The following is a 24,375-nucleotide window of genomic DNA, read 5'->3' as shown; positions in this document are numbered from 1 at the left end:
GTCCGTGCCCGGGAGCACCCGGCATGATGTCGATGGCTTGGTCACGTCTGTTGGGCTGGTGCCTTTTGGCGTGGTGCCTGGGGGTAGCCCTTCAGCTGCAACAGCTCGCTTTGTGGCCTGATCTGGGCTATGCGTCGGGCTTGGCGCTGAGCTGTGCCTGTGCTTGGGCGCTGCGGCGTGTAGATGGGGTGCAGCGCTGGCGCTTGCTGGCCTGGGCCTTGCTGTGGGCGTGGACCGCATTTGTCGTGACGGGCCTGCACGCCCAGTCGCGCTCGACAGCCATCGCGCCAGCGCTGGAGGGGTTGGACCTGGATGTGGTGGGGGTTGTGCAAGCCATGCCCCAGCGACAAGACCGGGGCTGGCGCTTTCGATTTCGCATCGAACAAGCCTGGCAGGTGGCTCACTCGGGGGCCTTGCAGCCGGTGGACTTGGCGAAACAGTTGCCTGCTCAGGTGTACCTGGGCTGGTACGGGCAAGAGGGCCTGTACGACAGCGGCTGGAATGCGTCGCCATTGCCTGAGCCGGTCAAACCCGGAGAACGCTGGCGTTTGCGGGTGCGCTTGAAAGCGCCTCACGGGCACATGAATCCCCGAGGCTTTGACTACGAGTTGTGGCTGTGGGAGCAGGGCATACGGGCCACCGGTTATGTCCGTCAACGCGCCAAAGACCCAGCGCCAGTGCGGCTGGGCAGCACCTGGATGCATCCGATAGAGGGCTGGCGTCAAACGGTGCGCGACCGTTTGTTGACGCATTTGGCGGGGCCGGGCAGCGATGCCGAGGCGGCCAGACGCGCCGGCGTCTTGGCCGCCCTGGTGGTCGGTGACCAGGCAGCGATTGAGCGCAGTGATTGGGATGTCTTCAGGGCCACCGGGGTGGCGCATCTGATGAGCATTTCGGGGTTGCACGTCACCATGTTTGCCTGGCTGGCCTCGGCTTGGGTGGCCTGGGCTTGGCGGCAGTCGGCACGCTGGGGGTTCTCGGGGCCTTTGCGTTGGCCAGCAGTGCATGTGGGGGCCATCTCGGGCTTGATGCTGGCTGGCTTTTATGCGGTGTTCAGCGGTTGGGGGCTGCCCGCACAACGCACTTGGTTGATGCTGCTGGTGGTGGTGACCCTGAAACTGTCGGCGCGCGATTGGCCGCGAGCCTTGGTCTGGTTGATGGCTGCAGCGGTCGTGCTGGCTTGGGACCCCTGGGCTTTGTTGCAGCCCGGGTTTTGGTTGAGCTTTGTGGCTGTGGGGGTGTTGATGGCATCAGACCGGTCAGGCCCCAGGTTGCTCCAAAATGCACCAAAATGGGGTGAGCGCACCGCGCCTTCTGGGCGTAAAGGTGCACGGGAGGGGTCTTTTTTGCCCCATTGGGGTGCATCCTCGGGACCGGATTGGGGCATTGGGCTGCTGCGTCCATTGTTTGCCTTGTTGCGTGAGCAGGCCACCGTGACGGTGGCCTTGGCCCCGCTGACTTTGTTGTTTTTCGGGCAGGTGTCCTTGGTCGGTTTGCTGGCCAATGTGCTGGCCATTCCCTGGGTGACCCTGGTGATCACGCCGCTGGCCATGTTGGGGGTGATGGTCAGCGCTTTTTGGGATTTGGCCTCAGCGGCTTTGCAACCGATGTCGACCATTTTGGGCTGGCTGTCGGATTGGCCGTGGGCCAGCGTGTCCCGGGCCATGCCGCCCTGGTGGCTGGCTGCTCTGGGCTTGGTTGGTGCCTGGGGGCTGGTGCTGCGCACGCCCTTGTCTTGGAAGCTGCTGTGTTTGCCATTGATGTGGCCCGTCTTGTTTTGGACCGCTTCGCGTCCGCTGCACGGCCAGGTGGAATTGCTCGCTGCCGATGTGGGGCAGGGCAACGCCGTGCTGGTGCGTACGGCCCGGCACAGCCTGCTGTTCGACGCGGGACCACGCTATTCAACCCAAAGCGATGCCGGGCACCGCGTGCTGGTGCCTTTGCTGGTGCAAATGGGGGAGCGGCTGGATGTGCTGATGCTCAGCCACCGCGACAGCGACCACACTGGAGGAGCCGCTGCGGTGCTGGCCATGCAAAAGACGGCGGCGCTGTGGACCTCTTTGGAGGACGAACACCCTTTGCATGCCTTGCGGCCAGCCAGGACGCGTTGCCAGGCGGGGCAGTCCTGGATTTGGGATGGGGTCAGCTTTGAGGTGCTGCATCCTTTTGCTGCCGATGACCAAAGCACAGAAACGGCTCGGCGTCAAAAACCCAGGCCCAACGAAGTCAGTTGTGTTTTGCGCATCGTCTCAGCCGAGGGTTCGGCCCTGCTGACAGGAGACATCGAGCAGGCCCAGGAATGGGCCTTGGTGCAACAAGGTCTGACTCCGGTGGATGTGCTGCTGGCCCCCCATCACGGCAGTGACACCTCTTCGAGCTTGCCGTTTTTGCAGGCCCTGCAACCCCGGCTGGCCCTGGTGCAGGCCGGTTACCGCAACCGCTTTGGTCACCCGGCACCAGCGGTGGTGGCGCGCTACCGCGAACAAGACATTTTGCTGGTGGAAAGTACCCGTTGCGGCGCGGCCACCTGGCGCAGTCAGTCACCGGGCCACGTTGAATGCGAGCGGACTTTGCGTCAGCGGTATTGGCACCATGTCATCGCACCATGATGTTCGACCGGATGGGGAGTAAGCCTGGGTGGGTATATATCTTGCTATCCTCTGTTCAGGAGTGAAGAGACATGCGCCAATTCGATGAGATGTACAGCCGTCTGCCCGCTGCAGGCGAAGCGGGGGAAGTGCGAAACCATTACCGGGCCTATGCCCGTTGGTTGCAAGCCCAGGACCCGCAGACCATGGCGGCGCGGCGTGAAGAGGCCGAGGTGATTTTTCGCCGTGTAGGCATTACCTTTGCGGTCTATGGCGACAAGGACGAGGACGCGAACACGGACGAGGGGGGCACCGAAAGACTCATTCCGTTTGACCTGATCCCCCGTGTGATCGCTGCCCAGGAGTGGGCCGGCATGGAGGCTGGGCTGGTGCAGCGCGTCACCGCCCTGAACCGCTTCATCCACGACGTTTACCACGAGCAAGACATCCTGAAGGCGGGGGTGGTGCCGCGTGAACAGATCGAAAACAACGCGCAGTTTCGTCCCGAGATGGTGGGTGTGGATGTGCCCAGCCAGATCTATTCGCACATCAGCGGCATCGACATCGTGAGGGCTCCGGACAGTGCGGGCAAGGGCGAGTACTACGTGCTCGAAGACAACCTGCGCGTGCCCAGCGGCGTGAGCTACATGCTCGAAGACCGCAAGATGATGATGCGGCTCTTTCCCGACCTGTTCAGTCAGCACCGGGTGGCTCCAGTCGCGCATTACCCTGACTTGCTGCTGGAGACCCTGCGCGCGTCCAGCCCCGCCACAACGGCTGAGCCCACAGTGGTGGTGCTCACGCCCGGCATGTACAACAGCGCGTATTTTGAGCACGCTTTTCTGGCACAGCAAATGGGCGTGGAGCTGGTCGAAGGCCAGGACTTGTTCGTGAAAGACCAGTTCGTTTACATGCGCACCACACGCGGCCCCAAGCGGGTGGACGTGATCTACCGCCGGGTGGACGACGACTTTTTGGACCCGAAGGTGTTTCGCCCCAGCTCCACATTGGGTTGCGCGGGCCTGATGGACGCCTACAAGGCGGGCCATGTGGCGATTTGCAACGCGGTGGGCACGGGGGTGGCCGACGACAAATCGGTCTACCCCTATGTGCCCGACATGATCAAGTTCTATTTGGGTGAGGAACCGATCCTGAAAAACGTGCCGACTTTTCAGTGCCGCAAACCTGAGGACTTGCATTACACCCTGGCCCACCTGAAAGACCTGGTGGTCAAAGAAGTGCATGGCGCGGGCGGTTACGGCATGCTGGTGGGGCCTGCCTCCACGAAAGAAGAAATCGAGCGCTTTCGTGCAGCGTTGCTGGCTAACCCCGAGGGCTACATCGCGCAACCCACACTCAGCCTGTCGAGTTGCCCCACCTTTGTGGACAGCGGCATCGCACCGCGCCATATTGACCTGCGGCCCTTTGTGCTGAGTGGCCGCACAGTGCAGATGGTGCCCGGTGGCCTGACCCGCGTAGCCTTGAAAGAAGGCTCCCTGGTGGTCAACAGCAGCCAAGGCGGCGGGACTAAGGACACCTGGATTTTGCAGGACTGACAAGGGAGAACACCGATGCTTTCAAGAACCGCAGACCACCTGTTCTGGATGTCTCGTTACATGGAACGTGCTGAGAACACCGCCCGCATGCTGAACGTCAGCTATGAGACCTCGCTCTTGCCCCAGTCGGCTGCAGCCGTTGAAGCCGGGTGGGAGGGCCTTTTGTCCATCAGCGAGTTGCTGCCGTCTTATTTGGCGCTTTACAAAACCATCAGCCCTCGCGATGTGATGGCCTTCATGGTGCGCGACGAGAGGAACTCATCGTCCATCTTGTCCTGCCTGCGCGCTGCTCGGGAAAACGCCCGCGCCGTGCGCGGGACGCTCACCACCGAGGTGTGGGAGACGCAAAACCAGACCTGGCTAGAGGTCAACCGATTGCTCAAAAAAGGGGACTTCGAACGCGACCCGGGCCAGTTTTTTGAATGGGTCAAGTTCCGATCACATCTGTCACGCGGGGTGACGGTGGGCACCATGCTGATGGACGAGTCGCTGTATTTCATGCGCATGGGCACGTTTTTGGAGCGGGCAGACAACACTGCTCGGCTGGTGGATGTGAAGTTCCATGCCATGCAAAGTGACTTTTTTGGCGCGCCGCATGACGGTGCTGCCGAGACCGAGAGTACGCAGGAATACGACTTCTACCATTGGAGTGCGATCTTGCGCAGCGTCAGCGGTTTTGAGGTGTACCGCAAGGTCTACCGCGATGTGATTCGCCCCGAGCGGGTGGCTGAGTTGTTGATCTTGCGGCCCGACATGCCGCGCTCGCTGCTGGCCAGTCTGAACGAGGTGGTGGCGAATCTGAAACTGGTCTCGCATGACGCTGACAACGACACGCTGCGCCATGCGGGCCGCTTGCGCTCGGAGCTGGCTTTCGGCCGCATTGACGAGATTTTGGCCACGGGCTTGCACGCTTACCTGACGCAGTTTCTCGAACGGGTCAACGTGCTGGGCGGTCGCATCAGTCGGGAGTTTTTGATGCCGCAGGCGGCTTGACTCTGTAGGAGTTGCAAAAATGGATGCTCAACATCCACGCCCGTCGTGAGCGGGCAAACGACCAAAAGCATATGGCGGCCAACTAAACCAAGCATTCAATGCGCAGAGGTTTCGTACAGGTGAATGCATAGCGCATGGGCTGCTTCCAAGTCCAGCGCCCGGCTTGTTTGGCCTGCCAAAAATAATTCATCCGGCAGCACCCAATCCCATTTTTCGGTGTTTGGCACGTCTTTGCGCGTGAACAATTGTGCTGCTGAGGGGCAGGGTTGGGCCGCAACTTGCGCAATAGCCAATGTCACCATGGCCAAGCTGGCATGTTTCACTGCGATGCAAATGCCTTCATTGCGCGCTTGCAGCCCTTGGTGATTCAGCAGTGCGGCCAGTGAGTTTTGCACCACGTCGCCCTGCCACAAAAAAAGGTAAACCGTGTCGCCTTCCGCCACACAATAATCGCGGTCCAATTGCAGATTCAGGTATTGCTTGCGAGCTTCTTGCAGCAGAGACCGCGCATTCGCATCCAGCCAAACCGGCATGTGTTGGCTAGCAAGCACCGCTCGCATTTCTTCCCTCACCTTGGTGTGCACAGGTAGGCCTTGCCCACCTGTGCGCGGCAGCTTGCCCATGCTGGACGGCTGCAAATCCACCATCCGCTTTTCATGATCAATGCGCTCAATAGACCAGCGCCGTCCAGCGAAGGTGATCACGTCACCCAGTTGGTTGGATGTGGGCAATGGCAAGGTGCCCAGATCTTTGCCACCCTGGCGTAGCCGGTATTCCTGCGAATCAGGAAACGCCGCATAAAACGTGTAGTGGTTCACCAGCCGCTCGCCCAGTTCACCGTGCAGCAACAGCCGGTTGGCGTCTTGCATCAGCAGTTTTTTGGCCGCCATGGCCCGCAGCAGGGTAATGAAATCGCCTTGCGACACCCCCCGGAATGGCCCGGTCTGGCACAAACGCTCATAAGCCACCACCGCCGTGATGCCATGGCATTCGCCCACCAGACTCAGCACCTGCTGCACCAGTGTGGAGTAATCCAGCTCACCCGAGCGGGGCGGCTCGTACCACTTGGCTAGAAAGAGCTGTATCACCGCCACCGCCTGCACCAGATCGGGTTGCAAACCCTCGGCGCAATCCATGCCAGGGCCGTGCGCTTTGGCAATGCAGTATTGCCACAACACAGCGGCTTCGCCTTCGCGCCGCCCAGCCCGCCCGATGCGCTGGCACAGGCTGGCCACCGTTTGCGGCGGGCCAATTTGCACAATGCCTTTGATGGCACCAATGTCTATGCCCATCTCCAGCGTGGTGGTGCAAATAGCGCTCACGGGCAGGTGGCCGCGCTTGAGTTCGGCTTCGGTTTCTTCCCGTTCGCTTTTGGCCAATCGCCCGTGGTGCGGGAAAAACGTGACCGGCAGCCCCGCCGCTTCGCACCGCTTGCGCAACGCGTCTGCGTAAAACTCCACCAGCCCCACCCCAGCCGGAAACACCAAGTGGTTGGCACCACGAAGCCGCTCAAACAGCTCATTGGCAATCAGCCAATGGGGGTCTTGGTCGGTTTCGGACATGGTGGCAGGCTGGCAAACCACCTTCAGTGCCAGTTGAAGGTGTCGCTTTTCGTCAGCAGAAGTCACCACCTGCACCGCATGCCCTTGCCCGGGGCGCAAAAAGTCTGCCGCCAAACTCATGTCACCCAACGTGGCCGACAAGCCAATGCGCTGCACACGCCGCGCCAGTTGGCATTCCAGCCGGTGCAACAGGCTTTGCAGCTGCCGCCCCCGCACATTGCCAATGAAGGCATGCAGTTCGTCCACCACCACCGCTTCGATTGCCCCAAACAGGCCACGCACCTCACCGCCCCGGCGAAACAGGAGCGCCTCTAGCGACTCAGGCGTGATCAGTACCACCCCGCTCGGGTTGACAAAAAACCTTTTGCGGCTGGTTGGCCCCACATCACCATGCCAGGGATAAACGGGAATGTCCATGCCCTCGCAAAACACCTGCAACCGTTCGACCTGATCGTTGATCAGCGCCTTGACGGGGGCCACATACAACACCACCCCCGCACCACCCCACAAACGTGTGAGCAATGGCAAAAAAGCAGCCTCTGTTTTGCCCGACGCCGTGGCCGCCGACACGATCACATCGGCCTGCGTGTCCAAAATCAACGGCAGGGCAGCTTGTTGATGGTCGCGCAGGCCCTTCCAACCCAGACGCCACAAAGCCCGCTGCAGGGGTGGGGCCAAACGGTTAAACATGTGCGTTAAAAAATTTCAAAAAGAAAAATTTAAAGATCGAGCAAAACCATCAATGCCCGGAAATAAATTGGCAGCATCCACATTCATGCGAGCCAAATCACGTCTTATATCTGAATGAATGATTTTTGGAATAATTATTTTAATAATTGCAGCATTCTCATAGAATGTTCCAAGTTCAAGCTGCACCCGATCAATATCAGCTCTGGTAAGTTTTGAAGTTGGCCCAGCCAGCGAGCCAAACAAACAAGTCTCAAAATCAACATTCAGACTGCACGGCATCACAAAAAGACCTTGTTGACGAATCAGCCTCTCATTAAGAAAGAATGGCTCCACATCGATTACAGCTTGCAGATTTTCTTCATCGTCAATTAAATGATTATAAACTTCTTCGGATTTTAATGTATTTTGATTTAAATTCAAATTTGCGACTTCTGAAGATTTTTTTAATATTCTTGGATTCAAGCACCAGATGGCAGCATCAGAGTCAGCCGTCTCCACAGCAAAAAAGGCAGCAATATAAAATGATCGAGTAAAGTCTAGAAGTCTTGTTGGTCCACCATAGTGCTGTATGAGCGCCAACCATTCCAAACTGTTATCCAAGTTTGGGGTATATGATGAAACAAGATGGGCACCCCTTTTAAATCTAGAAACAATATTTTTTTCGAGCTGTGAATTCGTTAAAGTGGGCGCAACTCGTTTGCGTGTTCTTTCTAAGCTGTTTGTGATAGACCACGAGCTGCATGCTTGTCCACGAAAAATCCATTCCGATAAAAGGGATTGGAAATTTTTTATTTCATCCCACGTGTCTGGATGATACTCAATGTAGGACTTGTCTAAATTTGATGAATGTATATCACTCATGGAAAATACTCATCTTGATTGATAAATAAATTTTGCTGAGCGACTTCATTCAAGCAACAAAAAATATCGAGGTATGACTTCGTAGTTGTCATGCTGTCACCACACTGCAAGCACTTGCAGCAACACGCCGCGCTGAACGATCACGCTGCCTGTCACCTCGTCCAGTGCTGGCTCACCTGCTATCTCAAATGCACGCTCATTCACGTCGTCCAGCACAGCGCTGGGCAGCAAGCCCAGCGGCAGAAGCTTTTGCCGCAAGACAGCCAAAGGGACGCTGTTTTGGGTGCACAGCCAAGCCAACACTTCGGGCAAGGTTTGTGTGGGCGCATCGGCTGGCTTTGGTGCAGCGGCGGGTGGGGCATTCAGTCGGCTAAGGGCTTCTTGCAAACTTTTTTCAAGCAGTTGCATGCGTGCGGTCAGCTCGGCCTGAGCGGCCATAGCGCAGCTTTCCGGGCTGTTCTCTTGTGCTACGGCCAATGGCTCTGTGCATTCAACGTCCGTATTCACTAGCGTGAGCACTTGTTTTTCTGCGTCTGTGCACCGAAACGTGAAGGTCAGCCGCTGCGCAGGCTTACCCTGCGACATCGTTAAGTGCAAATGCTCGCCCAGCTCAACTTTGACCAACTGCCGTCGGTCAAAAACCAAGCCCATTTTGCGGAAGGTGCCCGCTCGCAGCGTTGCACCTTTTTCGCCATCAATCATCCCCTTAACCCAGGTGGCCTGCTCAATCTCTTCGCCCGCTAATGACACAAAGCCAGCCAGCGGAATGTCAAGCTGAATTTGCCTGTCGCTGCGGTTGCTAACAGTGAACAGGAATACGGTGGCATTACCGATTTGGGTATCGCCATAAGTTGTGCCGTCAAACACCACCCCAATATCGGTTTCGGGAACTTCTACCCGGTTGAATGTGGCTGTAACAGCCAGGTGTGTGTTCACGGTGACTTTGCGATTTTCTTCCAGCCCTTCAGCAAGGTCGCCACTCCATCCGTCAAACACACATCCCTCGGCGGCTTGAGCGATCAACTCTACCTCGCTGCCCTGCCAAAACGCCTGCTTGTTGGGGAGCACCACACCACTGCCTGTGCCTGCGTATGTCACTTTCAGGTCAAACACCGGGAGTGGTCGAAACTCCACCAGAACCGTACAGCTTGAATTCATGACGACGGTGAAAACTGGATTTGAGCTAAATGCCTCCTCGTGCCACAGTACAAACTCATGCCCCTCTTCGGGTATCGCGGTCAGCGTGACGGTGCTACCGGCCTCGTACTCATTGGCAAGTTCGCTACGCTTGACCTGACCCTTGCCCAGGGTTGATACCGTGAGCGAATACACCCGCACAAACTCAGCGGTGACGGTTTTTGGACCGTCCATTTTGATGGTTACTTGGGTAGCAGTACCACCAATATCGCCAAACCATTGCTTGAATTTTGAGCCTTCGTCAGCTATTGCTTGCAATGTAACGGTTGTGTCGTGCGGGTGCCGCTCTTCTTTGGTGTTGGGTGTAATACTACCTTCGCCTGAGCCTTGGGTTTGCAAGTCAAGCGTGTGGGTAATTTGTTCAAATTCTGCGAGTACGACCATGGGCCCACTAATTACGGTGGTGAAATTTGGAGTAGAGCCACTAGCATCCCCAGACCATCGAGAGAAACGGGAACCCTTATTTGGCGTGGCGACAAATTCTATTTGTGTATTATGTGGATAAACATTATTGAATCTTGGAATTTTCCCAATTACTCCATCTGGTTTTTCGAAAACAATCATGTTTTTCACAGCGCCACTACCAAGCCCGATTGTTTGAACGTTCACAGAGTGTTTTTTTATATCTCTAACAAGCCGAAGTAGTTCGTAATTTTTAGCCGGATCTTTACTTTCTTCTCGACCATGACTATCCATGACTGTTTTACGATGCAAATGGTATTTGTTACTGCTAGTACTCCAGTAGTAACCAATTAATTTGGTTGAAAAGAATCCATTAAATGTTGGAATAATTGTTTCCAACTCGGATAGCGTTGGTATCCTCCAATCAGAGTAGCCTGCAAATTCTTTTTCAAGCAGCATGGCTTTTTCCATGGTTATTTTTTGAGGATACGTCTTGTAAGTCCACATTAGAGCTGTGAATTGATCAAGCACCGTTCCATCATCATTAACAATGAGTCCACCATACGCATCAAATTCCTTTACTACTTTAACTGATGGATCGTCTATCCAAAATCCAACATCTTCATTAGCGACTGCAAATTTATCTGCATGCAGCTTTAGCATGGATTCGTTATGCTGAATCTCATCGGCTTTTTCATTGGAAAATACAGCCACAACGTCACTGGTATATCGTGTGTTGACGTTGCATAAATTAGTTGAACTGAAGGTAGGTGAGCCACCTTGCAACTGGTCAAATTTTTCCCATCTGATAAATTTAGCCCCGTAGTCTGGAATTGCTTTTAGTTGCATGTACCGCCCACCGCCAACTGAATGCTGGGAAACCGTACCACTCCCAATCACCTTAACCTTAATTTCTGTCATCTCAGCGTCCCCGAATAATTTTTAAAGAATCAAATCCGACAGTTCATCGCCGGAATGAGGGGCATCTACTGCTTTCGCAATATCCACTTGCGTTTGCTGCAATAACGTCTGCCACGCCGCCCCAGGGTTTTGCTCCAGCACCGCCAGCAGGCCAAGGAATGCCGTGATGGTGGTTCGCGGGGTGCGAAAGGTGGCTTCGCCTATGCGTTGTTCGCAGTGCTGCATGAAGGCGGGTATAGCTTCTGGGGGCAGGTGGGTGTGCTCGGGTTGCCCGTGCTGGTACACCGCCTGCACTTTGCGCAGCAGCGCCATGAAATGTTCGCGCCCCAGCGTGCCCAAGCGCAGCACGGGGCCGGTCAAGTCCATCCAGTCGCCACGCGCAAATGGGTTGTCGGCCAGGCGCGATTGCAGCGCTGGGTAGCTGTACAGGCCCCGCCGTGGGTCCATCAGCAGTTCGGGTGTGCCACCCAGCAGCACGCCCAGCCCTTGGGCGGTGCCTTGTTCCAAGTCGTTAAGAATGCGCAGGATTTGTTCGTAGTTGTTGTTTCTGGCCTGGCTGTTGGCGAGTTTGTACAGGTTGACCAGCTCGTCAATGCACACCAGCAAGCCCTGATAGCCCGCCAGCCGGCTGAACGTGGCCATGAGCTTGAGCTGGTCGTAAACGGCGGCATCGTCAATGATTTCGCGCACGCCCAGGGCTTTGCGGGCATCGGTTTTGGCAGTGAACTCGCCGCGCAGCCAGCGTATGGCGTTGTCTTTCAGTGTGTCGTTGCCTGTTTCATACGCACGCCAATACGCGGCAATAACGGTGGCAAAGTCGTAGCCCATCACCAGTTCACTCAGCCGTGCCAGCTTTTCGTGAATGACGTCTTCGGGCTTGGCTCCGGTTTGCCGGGCTTGCGCCACGGCGGTGGTGATGAATTTTTCAACCACAGTGGCCAGTGCCCCGCCGTCGGGCTTGACACGGGTCGCCAAGTTTTTCATCAGCTCGGCATACAAGCTGCGCGCTTCGCCGCCAGTAGCGTGCAGGCGGCGGCTTGGGTTGAGGTCAGCGTGGGCCACCACGAGTTGGCGTTCCATCGCGCTGCCGCGCACCACGTTCATGAAAAAGGTTTTGCCAGCACCGTATTCACCCACCACCAGTTTGAAAACGCTGTCCCCGCTGGCCATGCGGTCAAGGCTGGTTTCCATCGCGGCCATTTCGGCGTCGCGGCCTACTTGTATGTGTTTGGCACCCAACAACGGCGTGACACCGGCGCGTAGGGATTGGATCAATGCATCGCGCTCACGCGGGCGCAGGATGGGTGTGCTCATGGGTTTTGCAAGAGGGTGGGCGACAGAGGTATGTTAGGCGTTCAAGGCATCGTCAATGCACTTGAACGGATATTTAATACAACCAATTTTTGACAAAGTATGTCATAGGTTTTACTAACAAGAAGACTCCGCACAGGGGTCTGCATGAAAGATAGCGCCGGGCTGGCTGCTCAAGATGTGGCGGGCCTTTCAACTGCTCAAACAAGTGAGGTCAGCGCGACGGCATGAGATGTGGGGCTTGCCAGGAAGCGTTCCGCGGCTGTGGAACAGGTAGGTGCGGCACCTCCGCCGCGAAAGTGCTTCAACAAGGGCAGACACTCGCCGCGAGGAAGCTGCGCCTACAAGCCCAGCGTCAACACCACAGGCGCGTGGTCGCTGGGGCGCTCGTTCTTGCGCGGGGCGCGGTCGATCACGCAGGCGCTGGCGCGGGATTTGAGTGCCTCTGAAATCAGGATGTGGTCGATGCGCAGACCCCGGTTGCGGCGGAACGCGAACTCGCGGTAATCCCACCAGCTGTAGCTTTTTTCGGGTTGCTCAAACAGCCGGAAGCTGTCGGTCAGGCCCAAATCGGTCAGGGCCTGAAGTTTTTCACGCTCTGCCACGGTGCAGTGGATGGTGCCCGCCAGCGCCACCGGGTCCCACATGTCGAGTTCGTCAAAGGTGATGTTGTAGTCGCCCAGCAGCACCAGATTTTGGTGCTGTTGCATCTGGCTGCCCACCCAGTCACGCAGGGCGTCGAGCCAGCGCATTTTGTAGACGAATTTGTCGCTGTCCGGTGCTTGGCCGTTGGGAAAATACGCGCCGATGACTCGCACCGTGCCACCCGCGCCATCGGGGTAGGTGGCAGCAATCACTCGCGACATGTCGTCTGCAAAGCCGGGGATGTTTTTGACCACGTCCGCGCCTTCGGTTTTGGAGATCAGCGCCACGCCGTTGTAGGTTTTTTGGCCAAACCATTGCGCCTGGTAACCGGCCTCGGCAAACGCAGCGGCAGGGAACTTGTCGTCGGTCAGTTTGAGCTCTTGCAGCGCCAGCACCTCAGTGGGGTTGGCGGCCAGCCAGTCCAGCACTTGCGGCAGACGCACGGACAGCGAGTTGACGTTCCAGGTGGCAAGTTTCATGGGGTGCGGGGGTGTTGGTAGGTGACAAACGCAAAACCCAAGCCGCTGGCGGAGGTGTGTCTTTCACGCTGGACCTCTTGCCAGCCTGAAGTCAGTGTGGGCGCAAAGGCATCGCCTTCAAAGTCGGCATCGATCTCAGTCACGACCGCGGTGCAGGCCAGTGGCTCGGCTTGGCGGTAAATCTCCGCCCCGCCCATGATCCAGGCATCGGGCACATCGCCACACAGGTGCATGGCGTCATCCATGGAGGCTGCACGCAATGCCCCCTCGCAACGCCAGTTGCTCTGGCGGGTGATCACGATGTTGACGCGTCCCGGCAGGGGTCGGAAACGTGCTGGCAGCGAGTCCCAAGTCTTGCGGCCCATGATGACCGGCTGGCCGAGGGTGACGCGCTTGAAGTGCGCCAGGTCTTCAGGCAGGTGCCAAGGCATTTGCCCTTCTTTGCCGATCGTGCCGTTGCGGGAGCGGGCATAAATCAGGTGCAGTTTCATTCGGTCTGGTCTCAAACAGCCACAGGTGCTTTGATGGCCGGATGGTGCTCATAGCCCAGCACCTCAAAGTCTTCGTATGCGTAATCAAAAATGGAGGAGGGCTTGCGCTTGATGTTCAGCGTGGGGTAAGCCATGGGCGTGCGACTCAGCTGCAGCTCGACCTGTTCATGGTGGTTGGCATAGATGTGGCAATCGCCACCCGTCCAGATGAAGTCGCCCACGTCCATGTCGCACTGCTGCGCGATCATGTGCGTCAGCAGGGTGTAGCTGGCGATGTTGAAGGGCACGCCCAAGAAGATGTCGGCGCTGCGCTGGTACAGCTGGCAGCTGAGTTTGGCTTTTTCGCCAGGGTTTTGCGGCGGCGCGACATAGAACTGAAAGAACGCATGGCAGGGCATCAATGCCATTTTGTCCAGCTCGGCCACGTTCCATGCGCTCACGATGATGCGGCGGACTGTCGGGGTTGTTTTGGAGCGTGTCCATGACCTGCTGGATCTGGTCGATGTGGCCGCCACCGGGGTGGGCCAGTTACGCCACTGCACACCATAGACCGGACCCAGGTCACCGTCTTCGCGCGCCCATTCGTCCCAGATCGGTGCAGCCGCGTTCTTGCAGCCATTTCACAGTTGCTGTCGCCGCGCAAAAACCACAGCAGCTCCACGATGATGGCCCGTAAAAATACCTTTTTGGTGGTGACCAGCGGAAAGCCTTCATTCAGGTCAAAACGCATTTGGTGGCCAAACACGCTGCGCGTGCCGGTGCCGGTGCGGTCACCTTTTTGCACACCGGTCGTGTAGACATGGCGCATGAAGTCTTCGTATTGGCTGCGGATGGGGCGTGGTGGGGCAAGGCTTGTCATGGGCCCCAAGTTTAAGGCACCCGCCAAGCGCCATGCTAGGCCGACCAATCGATTCTGGTCAGGCAGCAAAGGTCTGAAAACTGCGATCCACAAGCCGCAACCAAATCGCAAATCCTTTGACGATTGTTTTTAGCGGTCTCGGCGGCCTGTAAAAACGACCGCAACCCAGCGCCATCAACAGCCCATGCGCACGGCTCATGGACGGATGGCGATTTCGTTTTTCACCGAAGTCACACCCTTGACACCGCGTGCGATGGTCTCGGCCTTGTTGCGCTCGAGTGCGCTTTTGGCAAAGCCAGACAACATCACAGTGCCTTTCAGGGTTTCCACGCTGATGGACGACCCTGCCACGTCTTTGTCTTCAAAAAAACGTGATTTGATCGAGGTGGTGATCCCTGTGTCGTCGATGTAGGCACCAACCGATTCCTGCCCTCTTGTGACAGCGCAACCAGAGGCCAACACCATCATCAAAGTGGCGGCCAAGGTAGCCCAAGTGGTTTTTCTGGTCATTTTGTAGTCCTGTCTTTCAATCTGTCTATTTGGCCAAACCAAAGCTTGACCCCATGCTTGAATTTTTTGCTTTGCAGTCATTCTTTCAAGTTGGGTCAGGATAGATAAAAAAACAGCCTATGTCGGTGCGCCATGCCACAACGGGACGCATGGCAAAGCCGCGCACGCGCATGCTGGCGTACAAGCCGCCAGCGCTGTCGGGTCAAAGGCGTTTGCCCTGAATCAAACGCACCAGGATGACCACGATGGCAATGACCAGCAGGATGTGGATCAGTCCACCCATGGTGTAGGAGGACACCAGGCCCGCGAGCCACAGGACGACCAGGATAATCGCAATGGTTTCAAGCATGGCGGTGACTCACTTTTTGTTTTTGTCGATTTCGTGACCAATCACACCGCCCACGGCAGCGCCACCGACGGTGCCTGCTGTGCTGCCCCCCGTCAGAATCGAGCCCCCGATGGCACCCACGCCAGCGCCGATCGCGGTGTTTCTTTCCTGTTGCGTCATGCCGGAGCAGGCGCTCTGGCCCAAGGCCAGAAGCGCCAGTGCGGCTGTGCTCAAGAGGCGGTTTGGAGAATGTGTCTTTTGCATCGCTGAACTCCTTGTGGGTGAGATGAACACTCGAGTTGTCCTTTGGCCGCTCGGGCAAAGGTCACTCCAGTCAGTTCAGCATAGAAGCTCCAGCGGCCAAGGTCTGTGGGCCAGGACACGTCATGGCGGCTATGCCATGAGACAGCTCGTTGACACATCACGGACTGATGAGTTTTTTGAAGAGATGTCCGACCTTCAAGCGGCGGCCAGACCCGCCATCACAACCTATCTAGGACGCGCCCCGGGTTGAGCAGGTTCTGGGGGTCCAGCGCCTGCTTGACAGCGCGCATCATCGCCATGGCCGTGGCATCCTTGTACATCGGCAGCTTGCCCACTTTCAGCTCTCCCACGCCGTGCTCGGCGCTGATCGAGCCCTTGAATTTGAGCACCTGGTCAAACACCAGGGTGTTCACCTGGTCTTCGAAGTCGCGCAAAAAGGCTTGGCCGTCGGCCCCTTCGGGCGCTTGCACGTTGTAGTGCAGGTTGCCGTCACCGAGGTGACCAAAGTCCACCATGCGCACACCGGGCACCTCGCGGGCAAGCAGGGCATCTGTCTCGGTCACAAAGGCCGCAATCAGTGAGACCGGAAGGCTGATGTCGTGTTTGATGTTCAGGCCTTCTTGCACCTGGGCCAGGGTGATGCTTTCGCGGATGTGCCACAGGCCTTTGGCTTGCGTCAGGTTTTCGGCGACCACGGCATCGGTCACGCAACCGGCTTCCAGTGCTACCTCCAGCAGGGCTTCAAACTGGCTGCGCGCATGCGCTTCGTTTTCGCTGTCGGAGTTTTCCAGCAGCACGCACCAGGGTGATGTTTGCCACAGCGGCACGCGCAGATGGGTATAGTGCTTGTCGACCAGGCTGAGGGCAAATTGGCCCATGACCTCAAAGCCCGTCAGGCCCGGCCCCAGGCGCTGGTGCGCCAGACCCAGCAGTTGCACCGCCGCTTCCATGCTAGGCACAGCAGCCCAGGCGGTCAGCTGCGCGGCGGGCAGGGGGTAGAGCTTCAGGGTGGCGGCAGTGATGATGCCCAGCGTGCCTTCGCTGCCGATCATCAGGTTGCGCAGGTCGTAGCCGGTGTTGTCCTTGCGCAGGCCGGTCAGGCCATGCCAGATATCGCCTTGCGCGGTGACGACCTCCAGGCCCAAGCAGAGTTCGCGGGTGTTGCCGTAGCGAATCACTTGTGTGCCGCCCGCGTTGGTGCCCAGGTTGCCGCCGATGGTGCAGCTGCCCTCCGCCCCCAAACTCAGGGGGAACAAAAATCCGGCATTCTCAGCAACGACATGAAGGTTTTGCAGCACACAACCGGCCTCGACTGTGATCGTCAGGTTGGCCGGGTCGATGGTGCGCACCGCGTTCATGCGGGTCATGCTCAGGACGATTTGTGTGCCAGAGCCGTCGGGTACGCTGCCCACCACCAGCCCGGTGTTGCCGCCTTGAGGCACGATGGGCGTGCCCGCTGGTGCGCAGGCCTTGACCACGGCGGCCACTTCGGCCGTGTTGCCAGGGCGCACCACGGCAAGGGCTCGGCCCTTGACGCGTTTGCGCCAGTCTTGTTCCCAGGGGCTCAAGTCTGTTGTGGGGTCGTCATGGGTCAAGACGTGTACATCGCCACAAATTTGACGAAATTGATTCAGCAGTGTCTGGGTCATGGCAATCCGTCTCTGGGCACCGGCACAAAGTTGCCCGTCGCTTTGGCTGCCTTGAAACGGATGCGCACATGCATCGCGCAGGCCACAAACAAACTGGTGCACAACAGGGTTTGCAGCATGGCCAGACCCGACGAGGGCCAGGCATCGCTCCAAGCGCGTACCACGCCTTCCGTGAAATAGAGCCAGACCAACAAGCTGACCCAGCGGTAGGTGTACATGCGTTTTTTCAACAAGCCCGCAATTGGAATGCACAGCGGCAACACCTTGATGGCCCACCACGAGCCGCCTTCACGCAGCGGAGCCAGCCACAGCTCCCAGGCCAGGCCCAGGGCGATCAGCCCGACCAGGCTGCCGACCGCCAGCCAGCGGGTCCAGTCCAGGCCTTCGGGGCGGGCTTTTTCGGGGGAAGGGTTGGAAGGCAAAGAAGGGCTGGGGTCGTTGAGGTTCATGGCGATGGCATCATACCGGGCATGCCCAATGCCTTGTTCAAGTCCTCCTTACGCAACCCGATGACCCTTTGGTGGCAAGAGGTCTCTGTTTTCCCATGGCGTCAAATGACTGGCGTGCTGGCTGCGCGCTTTCGCGATGCCCGGCTGGGTGTCAGCGCAGGATCGCTGACCTTTACCACCGTGTTGGCGCTGGTGCCTTTGTTTGCCGTGGGTTTGGCGGTGTTCTCGGCTTTTCCGGTGTTTGGCAAGTTCCAGGACACGATCCAGCGCTGGCTGATTGAGAGCCTGGTGCCCGAGAGCATTGCGCGCCAGGTGCTGAGCTACCTGACCCAGTTTTCCCGCAAGGCCAGCCGCCTGGGTTCGGCGGGCCTGGTGGCGGTGCTGTTGTCGGCGGTGTTTTTGATGGTCACCATCGAGCGCACTCTGGGGCAGATCTGGCGCGTCCAGCGCCAGCGAAACCTGCCCCAGCGGGTGTTGCTGTACTGGACAGCCATCACTCTGGGGCCATTGCTTTTGGGGGGCAGCCTGGCCATCAGCTCGTATGTGGTGACGGCTTCGCGAGATGTGGTGAATGTCTTGCCCGGTTCGTGGCGTTGGTTGCTCGACAGTTTTGAATTTGTGCTGCTGACGGCTTGTGTCAGTGGTCTGTATTTTTATGTGCCCTACACCCAGGTGCGCTGGCGGCACGCCATCACGGCCGGTTTTTTGGTGGCCGTGGCACTGGAGCTGGCCAAAAAGCTGATGGCGGTGTATTTGCTGCAGGTGCCCACCTATTCGGCCATTTATGGCGCCTTTGCGGCCTTGCCGATTTTGTTGGTGTGGATTTATGTGACCTGGTTGCTGGTCTTGCTGGGCGCGGTGGTGGCGTCGAGCCTGCCCGAGTTGGGGCGTCAGCATTGGCGCAAGCCTGAAGGTGCTGGGTGGTCGTTCAGGCTCGCCTTGGAGGTGCTGGCCGAATTGAATGCCGCCAGACTCTCGGAGCGCCGTGGGCGCAGCGTCGATGAGGTGGCGGCGATTTTGCGGGTTGAAAACGAGGAGTTGCGCCAAGTGCTGACGGTGCTGCAAGGCTTGGACTGGGTGGGCCGCTTGAGCGAACAAAACGAGCAGGGTCAAGCCCGATTGGTGTTGCTGGTTGACCCTGAGATGGCCAGTGTGGCCCCGCTGGCCGATCGTTTGCTGGTGCATCGGGGGTCCGCCACCGACCCGCTGTGGCTGCAAACCGGGATGGACCAGATTCGTTTGGCGGCTTTGTTGCCAGAGAAGGCTTGAACCTTTAAAACTCACACGGCCGCGCCACATGTCGCGGTACATCACCCAGTCGCCCATGAAGCTGTAGAGCGGCCGTTTGAAGCTGGCGTGACAAACGGCTTCGGTCATGGCAGTGTCTCCTGTAGGTGGTGCTGTAGTGGTGATCGGGTGCGAAAGGGGGCGTTCAGAAACCCCCGGAACCGGGCGCGACCGCCGCGCACCGGGGTCTGGGTGAGTTGGTAGTTCGGAAAGCGTTGCAAAAACCGCCCAATGGCGATGCGCCCCTCCAAACGCGCCAGGCTCAGGCCTGCGCATTGGTGCACGCCAAAGCCAAAGGCCAGATGTTTGTTGCCGGTTCGGCGCAGGTCCAGTTGTTCGGGGTTGTCGTACACCGACGGGTCGCGGTTGGCCGCGCCGATGCACAGCGTGACCAAGGCGCCCGCAGGCAGATCGACGCCATTGACCTGTGTGGCCTGCAAGGCGCGGCGGTTGCTCAGTTGGTTGGACGATTCAAACCGCAAGAACTCGTCCACGGCGAGCCCCATGATCTGATCACGTTCTTCGTCGGTGGCCGCTTGCTTGAGGTCGGCCTTCAGTTGTTCACGCTGCTCGGGCCATTCCTGCAGGCTGATGAGCGCGTTGCCGATCAGGTTGGTGGTGGTTTCATGTCCGGCGTTGAGCAAAAACACGCAGTTTTGCAGCAGTTCGACTTCGCTCAGGGCATCGCCATTTTCCTCGCCCTGGATCAGCCTTGTCAGCACGTCGTGCTCCGGATCGCCCGGGTGTTGGCGGCGATGCGCCACCAACTCGCGCAGATAGGCCAGAAACTCGGTCACGCTGCGGTTGCCCAGCGATTCTTGCTCAGGGCTCAGGGCGGGTTCCAGCGCGCCCAAAATGGCCAGCGACCAACCGCGCAGGGGTTCACGCTCGGCGTGCGGCACACCCAGCAGGTTGCCGATGATCTCGACCGGAATGGCCGAGGCGAAGTCCTCGATCAGGTCACCGCCATGTTTTGCCTCGATTTTGTCCAGCAGGCTGTCCACCAACAGCACCAGGCCCGGCTCCATGGCTTCAATGGCGCGGCGGGTCAGCCCGCCCATGATGAGACGGCGCACCCGGGTGTGCAGCGGCGGGTCGTTGAAGACCAGGCTGTTCGTGTGGTGCTCGAACAGCGGGGCCAGACCACCGGGGGTGGCAAACGGCGGTTGGTTGAACGGAGCGTGGTTGTATTTGGGGCCGAACTCGACTTGTTTGTCGGAGCTGAAGACCTTGGCGTCGCGGTACACCGCCACCAGATCAGCATGGCGCGTCAGGAAATACGAGCCATCGGGCATGCGCTTGAAGGGCTCGGTCTCGCGCAGCGCGGCGTAGACCGGGTAGGGGTTGTCCAGAAAGTCGCACGGCAAAGCCCGCAGGTCCAGCGATTGGGCGATTTGCTGGGCCCTCTCGGCCGACAAGGGCGGGGTGATGTGGGCAGTCAGTGTGTTCATGTTTTAAAAAACGCACCCCTGTGTGCGAATGGCCGTGCAGCTCACGGTTTCAAAAAATCCTTGAGCGCCTGCAACACGCCTTCGGGCGCTTCGGTCATGAGCGAATGACCTGCGGGCAGCTTGACCACTTTGGGCTTGGCGCACAGGCCAATCAGACTTTGCGCGGCCTTGGGTGGCGTCATCTGGTCCGCGCTGCCCAACACAAACAGGGTGGGGCAGGCGACCTGGGGCATGGCAGCCTCGGCACCACGGTAGTCGTTGCAGGCCTTGAAGCCGGTGTGGAAGACATTGACCTGCGTGTTGCTGGCCAGCACGCGGCGCATCAGCGCCTTGCTGCCGCCATACAGCCAGGTGCCAGGCCCCAAAGCAGAAGGCGGTGGTGCCAGCGTGGAGTGTGAGAAGCTGTTGACCATGTCGATGGCCTTGAAGGGGGCGCTGACCGACAGGTCGAGCAAAGCGGGCGACACCGCCATGGGGTAGGCGGTGCCCACCATCACCAAGTGGCTGATGCGCCCCGGGTGCGATGCCGCGTCACGGGCAGTGGCTTCCAGCGCGATCAGCGAGCCAAAGCTGTGGCCGATCAAGGCGGCTTTGTCGATCTTCATCGCATCGAGCAAGGCGATGACGGTGTCGGCGGCTTCTTCCACGCTTTGCGGCGGTGTGCCTTCGCTTTTGCAGTGGCCCGGCAAGTCGATGGCCAGCACATTCCAGCCGTGGTGCGCCAGGTAGCGGGTCTGCAAGATCCAGACGCTGTGGTCATTGAGCACGCCGTGGATGAACACGGCGGTGGGCTGCGCGGGGTTGAAGGGCTTGCCGCCGGTGTAGGCGTACAGCGGGTGGCCTTGGACGGTGATGTTCATACTGCTTTTTCCGCGGCTTTCAGGGCTTTTTTCAGGTCATCCATCAAATCGGCCGGGTCTTCCAGGCCAATCGACAGCCTGATCGTGCCCGGGCCAATGCCGCTGGCGGCCAACGCCTCGTCGCTCATGCGGAAATGCGTGGTGCTGGCGGGGTGGATCACCAGGCTGCGGCAGTCGCCCACGTTGGCCAGGTGGCTGAACACTTTCAGGGTTTCGATGAACTTTTGGCCTTGGGCGCGAGAGCCCCGGATGTCAAAGCTGAACACCGAGCCCGCGCCGCGTGGCAAAAGCTTTTGTGCCAACGAGTGAGAGGGGTGGCTCTCCAGCATGGGGTGGCCCACACGGCTGACCAGCGGGTGCTCGGCCAAAAATTCGACCACCTTGGCTGTGTTTTCCATGTGGCGCGCCATGCGCAGGGGCAGGGTCTCGATGCCTTGCAAAATCAACCAGGCGGTGTGCGGGCTCATGCAAGCGCCAAAGTCGCGCAGGCCCTCGCGCCGGGCGCGCAGCAAGAACGCGCCCACGGTGCTTTCTTCGCTGAAAACCATGTTGTGAAAGCCTTCGTAGGCTTGGCTCAGTTCGGCGAACTTGCCCGACTTGTCCCAGTCAAAGCTGCCGCCATCGACCACCACGCCGCCCACCACCGTGCCATGGCCCGACAAAAATTTGGTGGCCGAGTGGTACACCAGATCAGCCCCGTGGTCGAAAGGTTTGATGAGCCAGGGCGAGGTGAGCGTCGAGTCGACCAGCAAGGGCACGCCCGCCTCGTGCGCGATGGCGCTGACGGCTTCGATGTCGAGCACGTCCATGCCAGGGTTGCCCACCGTCTCGCCAAAAAAGAGTTTGGTATCGGGCTGCACGGCGGCGCGCCAGGCGTCCAGGTCGCCGGGTTTCACAAAAGTGGTGCGGATACCAAACCGGCTCAGGGTGTAGTGCAGCAGATTGTGTGAGCCGCCATACAAAGCCGAAGAGGCCACGATGTGCGAGCCTGAGCCCATGAGGGTGGCGATGGCCAGGTGCAAAGCCGCTTGCCCGCTGGCGGTGGTGATGGCGCCGATGCCGCCCTCCAAAGCCGAGATGCGCTGTTCGAGCACCGCGTTGGTGGGGTTGCTGATGCGGCTGTAAACATGGCCAGGGCGCTCCAGGTTGAACAGGGCGGCTGCTTGGTCACTCGACTCGAACACAAAAGAAGTGGTCAAATGGATGGGCACGGCCCGAGCGCCGGTGGTCGGGTCAGGGGCCGCCCCCGCATGCAAAGCCAAAGTGTCAAAACCGGGATCGCTGTAGCCAGCCATGGGGTGTCTCCGAAAAAAGAAAGCATCAGCCAAGCGCAAGGCCTTTCTTGCGGCCTTGATTGTGGGCTATATTGATGCCCAATTAGAACTGCATTCGACCCCAAGGAGACTCACCATGAAAGTCAGCGACATCCTCCGCGTCAAAGGCGGCACACTGTTCACCGTTCAGTCTGACGAACCCCTGTCGCGTGCCATGAACGACATGGCTGAAAAAGACTTAGGGTCCTTGGTGGTCATGGCCAAGGGTGCGCTGGCGGGGATGCTGACATTCCGTGAGGTGATTCAGCAAATTGTTAAAAATGGTGGTCAAGTCGGCAACACCTTGGTGCGCGAGGCCATGGAAGCCCAGCCCTTGGTTTGTTCTGGCGCCACCGACATAGATGAGGTGCGCCGCATGATGCTGGAGCACCATGCCCGTTACATGCCGGTCATGGACGGCACCATGCTGATGGGCGTGATCAGCTTTTACGACGTGGCCAAAGCCGTGGTGGACAGCCAGAATTTTGAAAACACCATGCTCAAAGCTTACATCCGTGATTGGCCTGACGCTTCCTCTTCAGACGGGGGAAACGCCAAGCAGTGAAGCTTGTCCGAGCGGTGTGAGTCCGCTCTGGGATAATCCGGTGCATGAGCGGCAATACCTTCGGACAACTTTTCTCGGTCACCAACTTTGGTGAATCCCACGGCCCAGCCATTGGCTGCGTGATCGACGGCTGTCCGCCGGGCATGCCTTTGAGCGAGGCCGACATCCAACCCGACCTCGACCGTCGCCGCCCGGGCACCAGCAAATTCGTCACCCAGCGCAATGAGCCCGATGCGGTGCAAATCCTCTCGGGCGTGTACCAAGGCCTCACCACCGGCACCCCGATTTGCCTGCTGATCCACAACACCGACCAGCGCAGCAAGGACTATGGCGACATCCTGCAGACCTTCCGTCCCGGTCACGCCGATTACACCTACTGGCGCAAATACGGCCTGCGCGACCCACGGGGCGGCGGCCGCTCGTCGGCCCGCTTGACGGCCCCCATGGTGGCAGCCGGGGCGGTGGCCAAGAAGTGGCTCAAAGAACAGTTTGGCACCACGTTCGTGGGCTGCATGACCCAGATCGGCGATGTGCCGGTTGGTTTTGAGAGCTGGGACCATGTCCCGAACAACCCGTTTTTTGCCCCTGTGGCCGATGTGTCGGCCCTTGAGGACTACATGAACGCGCTGCGCAAGTCGGGCGATTCGTGTGGGGCGCGCTTGCGCGTGGTGGCGCGTGGCGTGCCCGTGGGCTTGGGCCAGCCGCTGTTTGACAAGATCGACGCCGACATCGCTTTTGCCATGATGGGCATCAATGCGGTCAAGGGCGTGGAAATCGGCGCGGGTTTTGGCTGCGTCACACAAAAAGGCAGCATGGCGGGCGACACGCTCACGCCGGGCGGCTTTGTGGGCAACAACGCGGGCGGCGTGCTGGGCGGCATCAGCACAGGGCAAGACATTGAGGTGTCGATCGCCATCAAACCGACCAGCTCGATCTTGATTGCCCGCGATTCGATCGACTCCAGTGGCCAGCCCACCGAAGTCATCACCAAAGGCCGACACGACCCCTGCGTGGGCATTCGCGCCACCCCGATTGCCGAGGCCATGCTGTCGCTGGTGGTGATGGAGCACGCCCTGCAACACCGCGCCCAGTGCGGTGATGTCGAGCACGCGCAGGCCCCGATCGCTGCGGCCAAGCCCTAAGG

The 24,375-nt window shown here is 58.9% G+C and carries 22 protein-coding genes and 1 pseudogene; 6 read left to right on the top strand and 17 right to left on the bottom strand.

Annotation, left to right across the window (positions count from 1 at the left end):
• The first annotated feature begins 23 nt into the window (after positions 1-23).
• The 3 genes from HEQ17_RS07630 (at position 24) to HEQ17_RS07620 (ending at position 5,137) form a co-directional block, all read left to right on the top strand.
• Positions 24-2,609: a DNA internalization-related competence protein ComEC/Rec2 gene (locus HEQ17_RS07630; RefSeq protein ID WP_296292182.1), complete on the top strand. Its 2,586-nt coding sequence runs from the start codon at positions 24-26 to the stop codon at positions 2,607-2,609.
• A gap of 71 nt (positions 2,610-2,680) precedes the next feature.
• Entirely contained in the window at positions 2,681-4,144 is a 1,464-nt protein-coding gene (locus HEQ17_RS07625; RefSeq protein WP_296292181.1) for a circularly permuted type 2 ATP-grasp protein, read from the top strand.
• 15 nt (positions 4,145-4,159) lie between these two features.
• The gene (locus tag HEQ17_RS07620; RefSeq protein ID WP_296292180.1) at positions 4,160-5,137 is read left to right on the top strand and encodes an alpha-E domain-containing protein; all 978 of its coding nucleotides are present in this window, start codon (positions 4,160-4,162) and stop codon (positions 5,135-5,137) included.
• Positions 5,138-5,232: 95 nt separating this feature from the next.
• On the opposite strand, the gene HEQ17_RS07615 is transcribed toward HEQ17_RS07620, so the two are convergent.
• The 13 genes from HEQ17_RS07615 to HEQ17_RS07555 form a co-directional block, all read right to left on the bottom strand.
• On the bottom strand, positions 5,233-7,389 hold the full coding sequence (locus HEQ17_RS07615; protein ID WP_296292179.1) for a DEAD/DEAH box helicase: 2,157 nt from the start codon (positions 7,387-7,389) through the stop codon (positions 5,233-5,235).
• Between the two features lie 15 nt (positions 7,390-7,404).
• Entirely contained in the window at positions 7,405-8,250 is an 846-nt protein-coding gene (locus HEQ17_RS07610; RefSeq protein WP_296292178.1) for an FRG domain-containing protein, read from the bottom strand.
• Between the two features lie 96 nt (positions 8,251-8,346).
• Positions 8,347-10,770 (bottom strand): DUF1566 domain-containing protein, encoded by a 2,424-nt coding sequence (locus tag HEQ17_RS07605; protein WP_296292177.1) that lies wholly within the window; start codon positions 10,768-10,770, stop codon positions 8,347-8,349.
• A 21-nt stretch (positions 10,771-10,791) separates the two neighbouring features.
• Entirely contained in the window at positions 10,792-12,084 is a 1,293-nt protein-coding gene (locus HEQ17_RS07600; protein ID WP_296292176.1) for an ATP-binding protein, read from the bottom strand.
• Between the two features lie 338 nt (positions 12,085-12,422).
• Positions 12,423-13,205 carry an exodeoxyribonuclease III gene (gene xth / locus HEQ17_RS07595; protein WP_296292175.1) on the bottom strand — a complete coding sequence of 261 codons (783 nt, stop codon included), beginning with the start codon at positions 13,203-13,205 and terminating at the stop codon, positions 12,423-12,425.
• Positions 13,202-13,696 carry a dihydrofolate reductase gene (locus HEQ17_RS07590; RefSeq protein WP_296292174.1) on the bottom strand — a complete coding sequence of 165 codons (495 nt, stop codon included), beginning with the start codon at positions 13,694-13,696 and terminating at the stop codon, positions 13,202-13,204. Before HEQ17_RS07590 ends, xth begins: the two co-directional genes overlap by 4 nt.
• Positions 13,697-13,707: 11 nt before the next feature.
• On the bottom strand, positions 13,708-14,238 hold the full coding sequence (thyA, locus tag HEQ17_RS07585; RefSeq protein WP_296292173.1) for a thymidylate synthase: 531 nt from the start codon (positions 14,236-14,238) through the stop codon (positions 13,708-13,710).
• Complete coding sequence (locus tag HEQ17_RS07580) at positions 14,133-14,555, bottom strand: thymidylate synthase (RefSeq protein WP_296292172.1); 423 nt, start codon at positions 14,553-14,555, stop codon at positions 14,133-14,135. The genes thyA and HEQ17_RS07580 overlap by 106 nt, the downstream gene beginning before the upstream one ends.
• Before the next feature lie 195 nt (positions 14,556-14,750).
• Entirely contained in the window at positions 14,751-15,065 is a 315-nt protein-coding gene (locus HEQ17_RS07575) for a BON domain-containing protein (protein ID WP_296292171.1), read from the bottom strand.
• 202 nt (positions 15,066-15,267) lie between these two features.
• On the bottom strand, positions 15,268-15,414 hold the full coding sequence (locus HEQ17_RS07570; RefSeq protein ID WP_296292170.1) for a lmo0937 family membrane protein: 147 nt from the start codon (positions 15,412-15,414) through the stop codon (positions 15,268-15,270).
• Positions 15,415-15,423: 9 nt separating this feature from the next.
• A complete protein-coding gene (locus tag HEQ17_RS07565) occupies positions 15,424-15,657 on the bottom strand; it encodes a glycine zipper 2TM domain-containing protein (protein WP_296292169.1) in 234 nt (77 codons plus the stop codon).
• 218 nt (positions 15,658-15,875) lie between these two features.
• Positions 15,876-17,306, bottom strand: a complete 1,431-nt coding sequence (locus HEQ17_RS07560; protein WP_296292168.1) for an FAD-binding oxidoreductase — start codon at positions 17,304-17,306, stop codon at positions 15,876-15,878.
• Positions 17,303-17,755, bottom strand: coding sequence for a DUF2069 domain-containing protein (locus HEQ17_RS07555; protein ID WP_296292167.1), 453 nt, complete (start codon positions 17,753-17,755; stop codon positions 17,303-17,305). The genes HEQ17_RS07560 and HEQ17_RS07555 overlap by 4 nt, the downstream gene beginning before the upstream one ends.
• A gap of 21 nt (positions 17,756-17,776) precedes the next feature.
• Between HEQ17_RS07555 and HEQ17_RS07550 the strand changes: the two genes are divergently transcribed.
• The gene (locus HEQ17_RS07550) at positions 17,777-19,024 is read left to right on the top strand and encodes a YihY family inner membrane protein (RefSeq protein ID WP_296292166.1); all 1,248 of its coding nucleotides are present in this window, start codon (positions 17,777-17,779) and stop codon (positions 19,022-19,024) included.
• A gap of 6 nt (positions 19,025-19,030) precedes the next feature.
• Here the strand turns inward: HEQ17_RS07550 and HEQ17_RS07545 are convergent.
• From HEQ17_RS07545 to HEQ17_RS07530, 4 genes and pseudogenes are all read right to left on the bottom strand, one after another.
• A pseudogene (locus HEQ17_RS07545) lies at positions 19,031-19,111 on the bottom strand (Mpo1-like protein); the annotation flags it as partial.
• A gap of 17 nt (positions 19,112-19,128) precedes the next feature.
• Positions 19,129-20,493, bottom strand: a complete 1,365-nt coding sequence (locus tag HEQ17_RS07540; protein ID WP_296292165.1) for a cytochrome P450 — start codon at positions 20,491-20,493, stop codon at positions 19,129-19,131.
• Positions 20,494-20,534: 41 nt separating this feature from the next.
• Positions 20,535-21,353 (bottom strand): alpha/beta hydrolase, encoded by an 819-nt coding sequence (locus HEQ17_RS07535; RefSeq protein ID WP_296292164.1) that lies wholly within the window; start codon positions 21,351-21,353, stop codon positions 20,535-20,537.
• Complete coding sequence (locus tag HEQ17_RS07530; protein WP_296292163.1) at positions 21,350-22,648, bottom strand: O-acetylhomoserine aminocarboxypropyltransferase; 1,299 nt, start codon at positions 22,646-22,648, stop codon at positions 21,350-21,352. Before HEQ17_RS07530 ends, HEQ17_RS07535 begins: the two co-directional genes overlap by 4 nt.
• Positions 22,649-22,763: 115 nt before the next feature.
• On the opposite strand from HEQ17_RS07530, the gene HEQ17_RS07525 reads away from it, so the two are divergent.
• Together HEQ17_RS07525 and aroC are read left to right on the top strand one after the other, a co-directional pair.
• Positions 22,764-23,231 carry a CBS domain-containing protein gene (locus HEQ17_RS07525; protein ID WP_296292162.1) on the top strand — a complete coding sequence of 156 codons (468 nt, stop codon included), beginning with the start codon at positions 22,764-22,766 and terminating at the stop codon, positions 23,229-23,231.
• Positions 23,232-23,275: 44 nt separating this feature from the next.
• On the top strand, positions 23,276-24,373 hold the full coding sequence (gene aroC / locus HEQ17_RS07520; protein ID WP_296292161.1) for a chorismate synthase: 1,098 nt from the start codon (positions 23,276-23,278) through the stop codon (positions 24,371-24,373).
• Positions 24,374-24,375: the final 2 nt, after the last annotated feature.

This window comes from Limnohabitans sp. (assembly GCF_023910625.1).
In the GTDB taxonomy this organism is placed as follows: domain Bacteria; phylum Pseudomonadota; class Gammaproteobacteria; order Burkholderiales; family Burkholderiaceae_C; genus Limnohabitans_A.
Note: the sequence above shows the minus strand (reverse complement) of the source record. Positions and strands in the feature narration are given on the sequence as shown.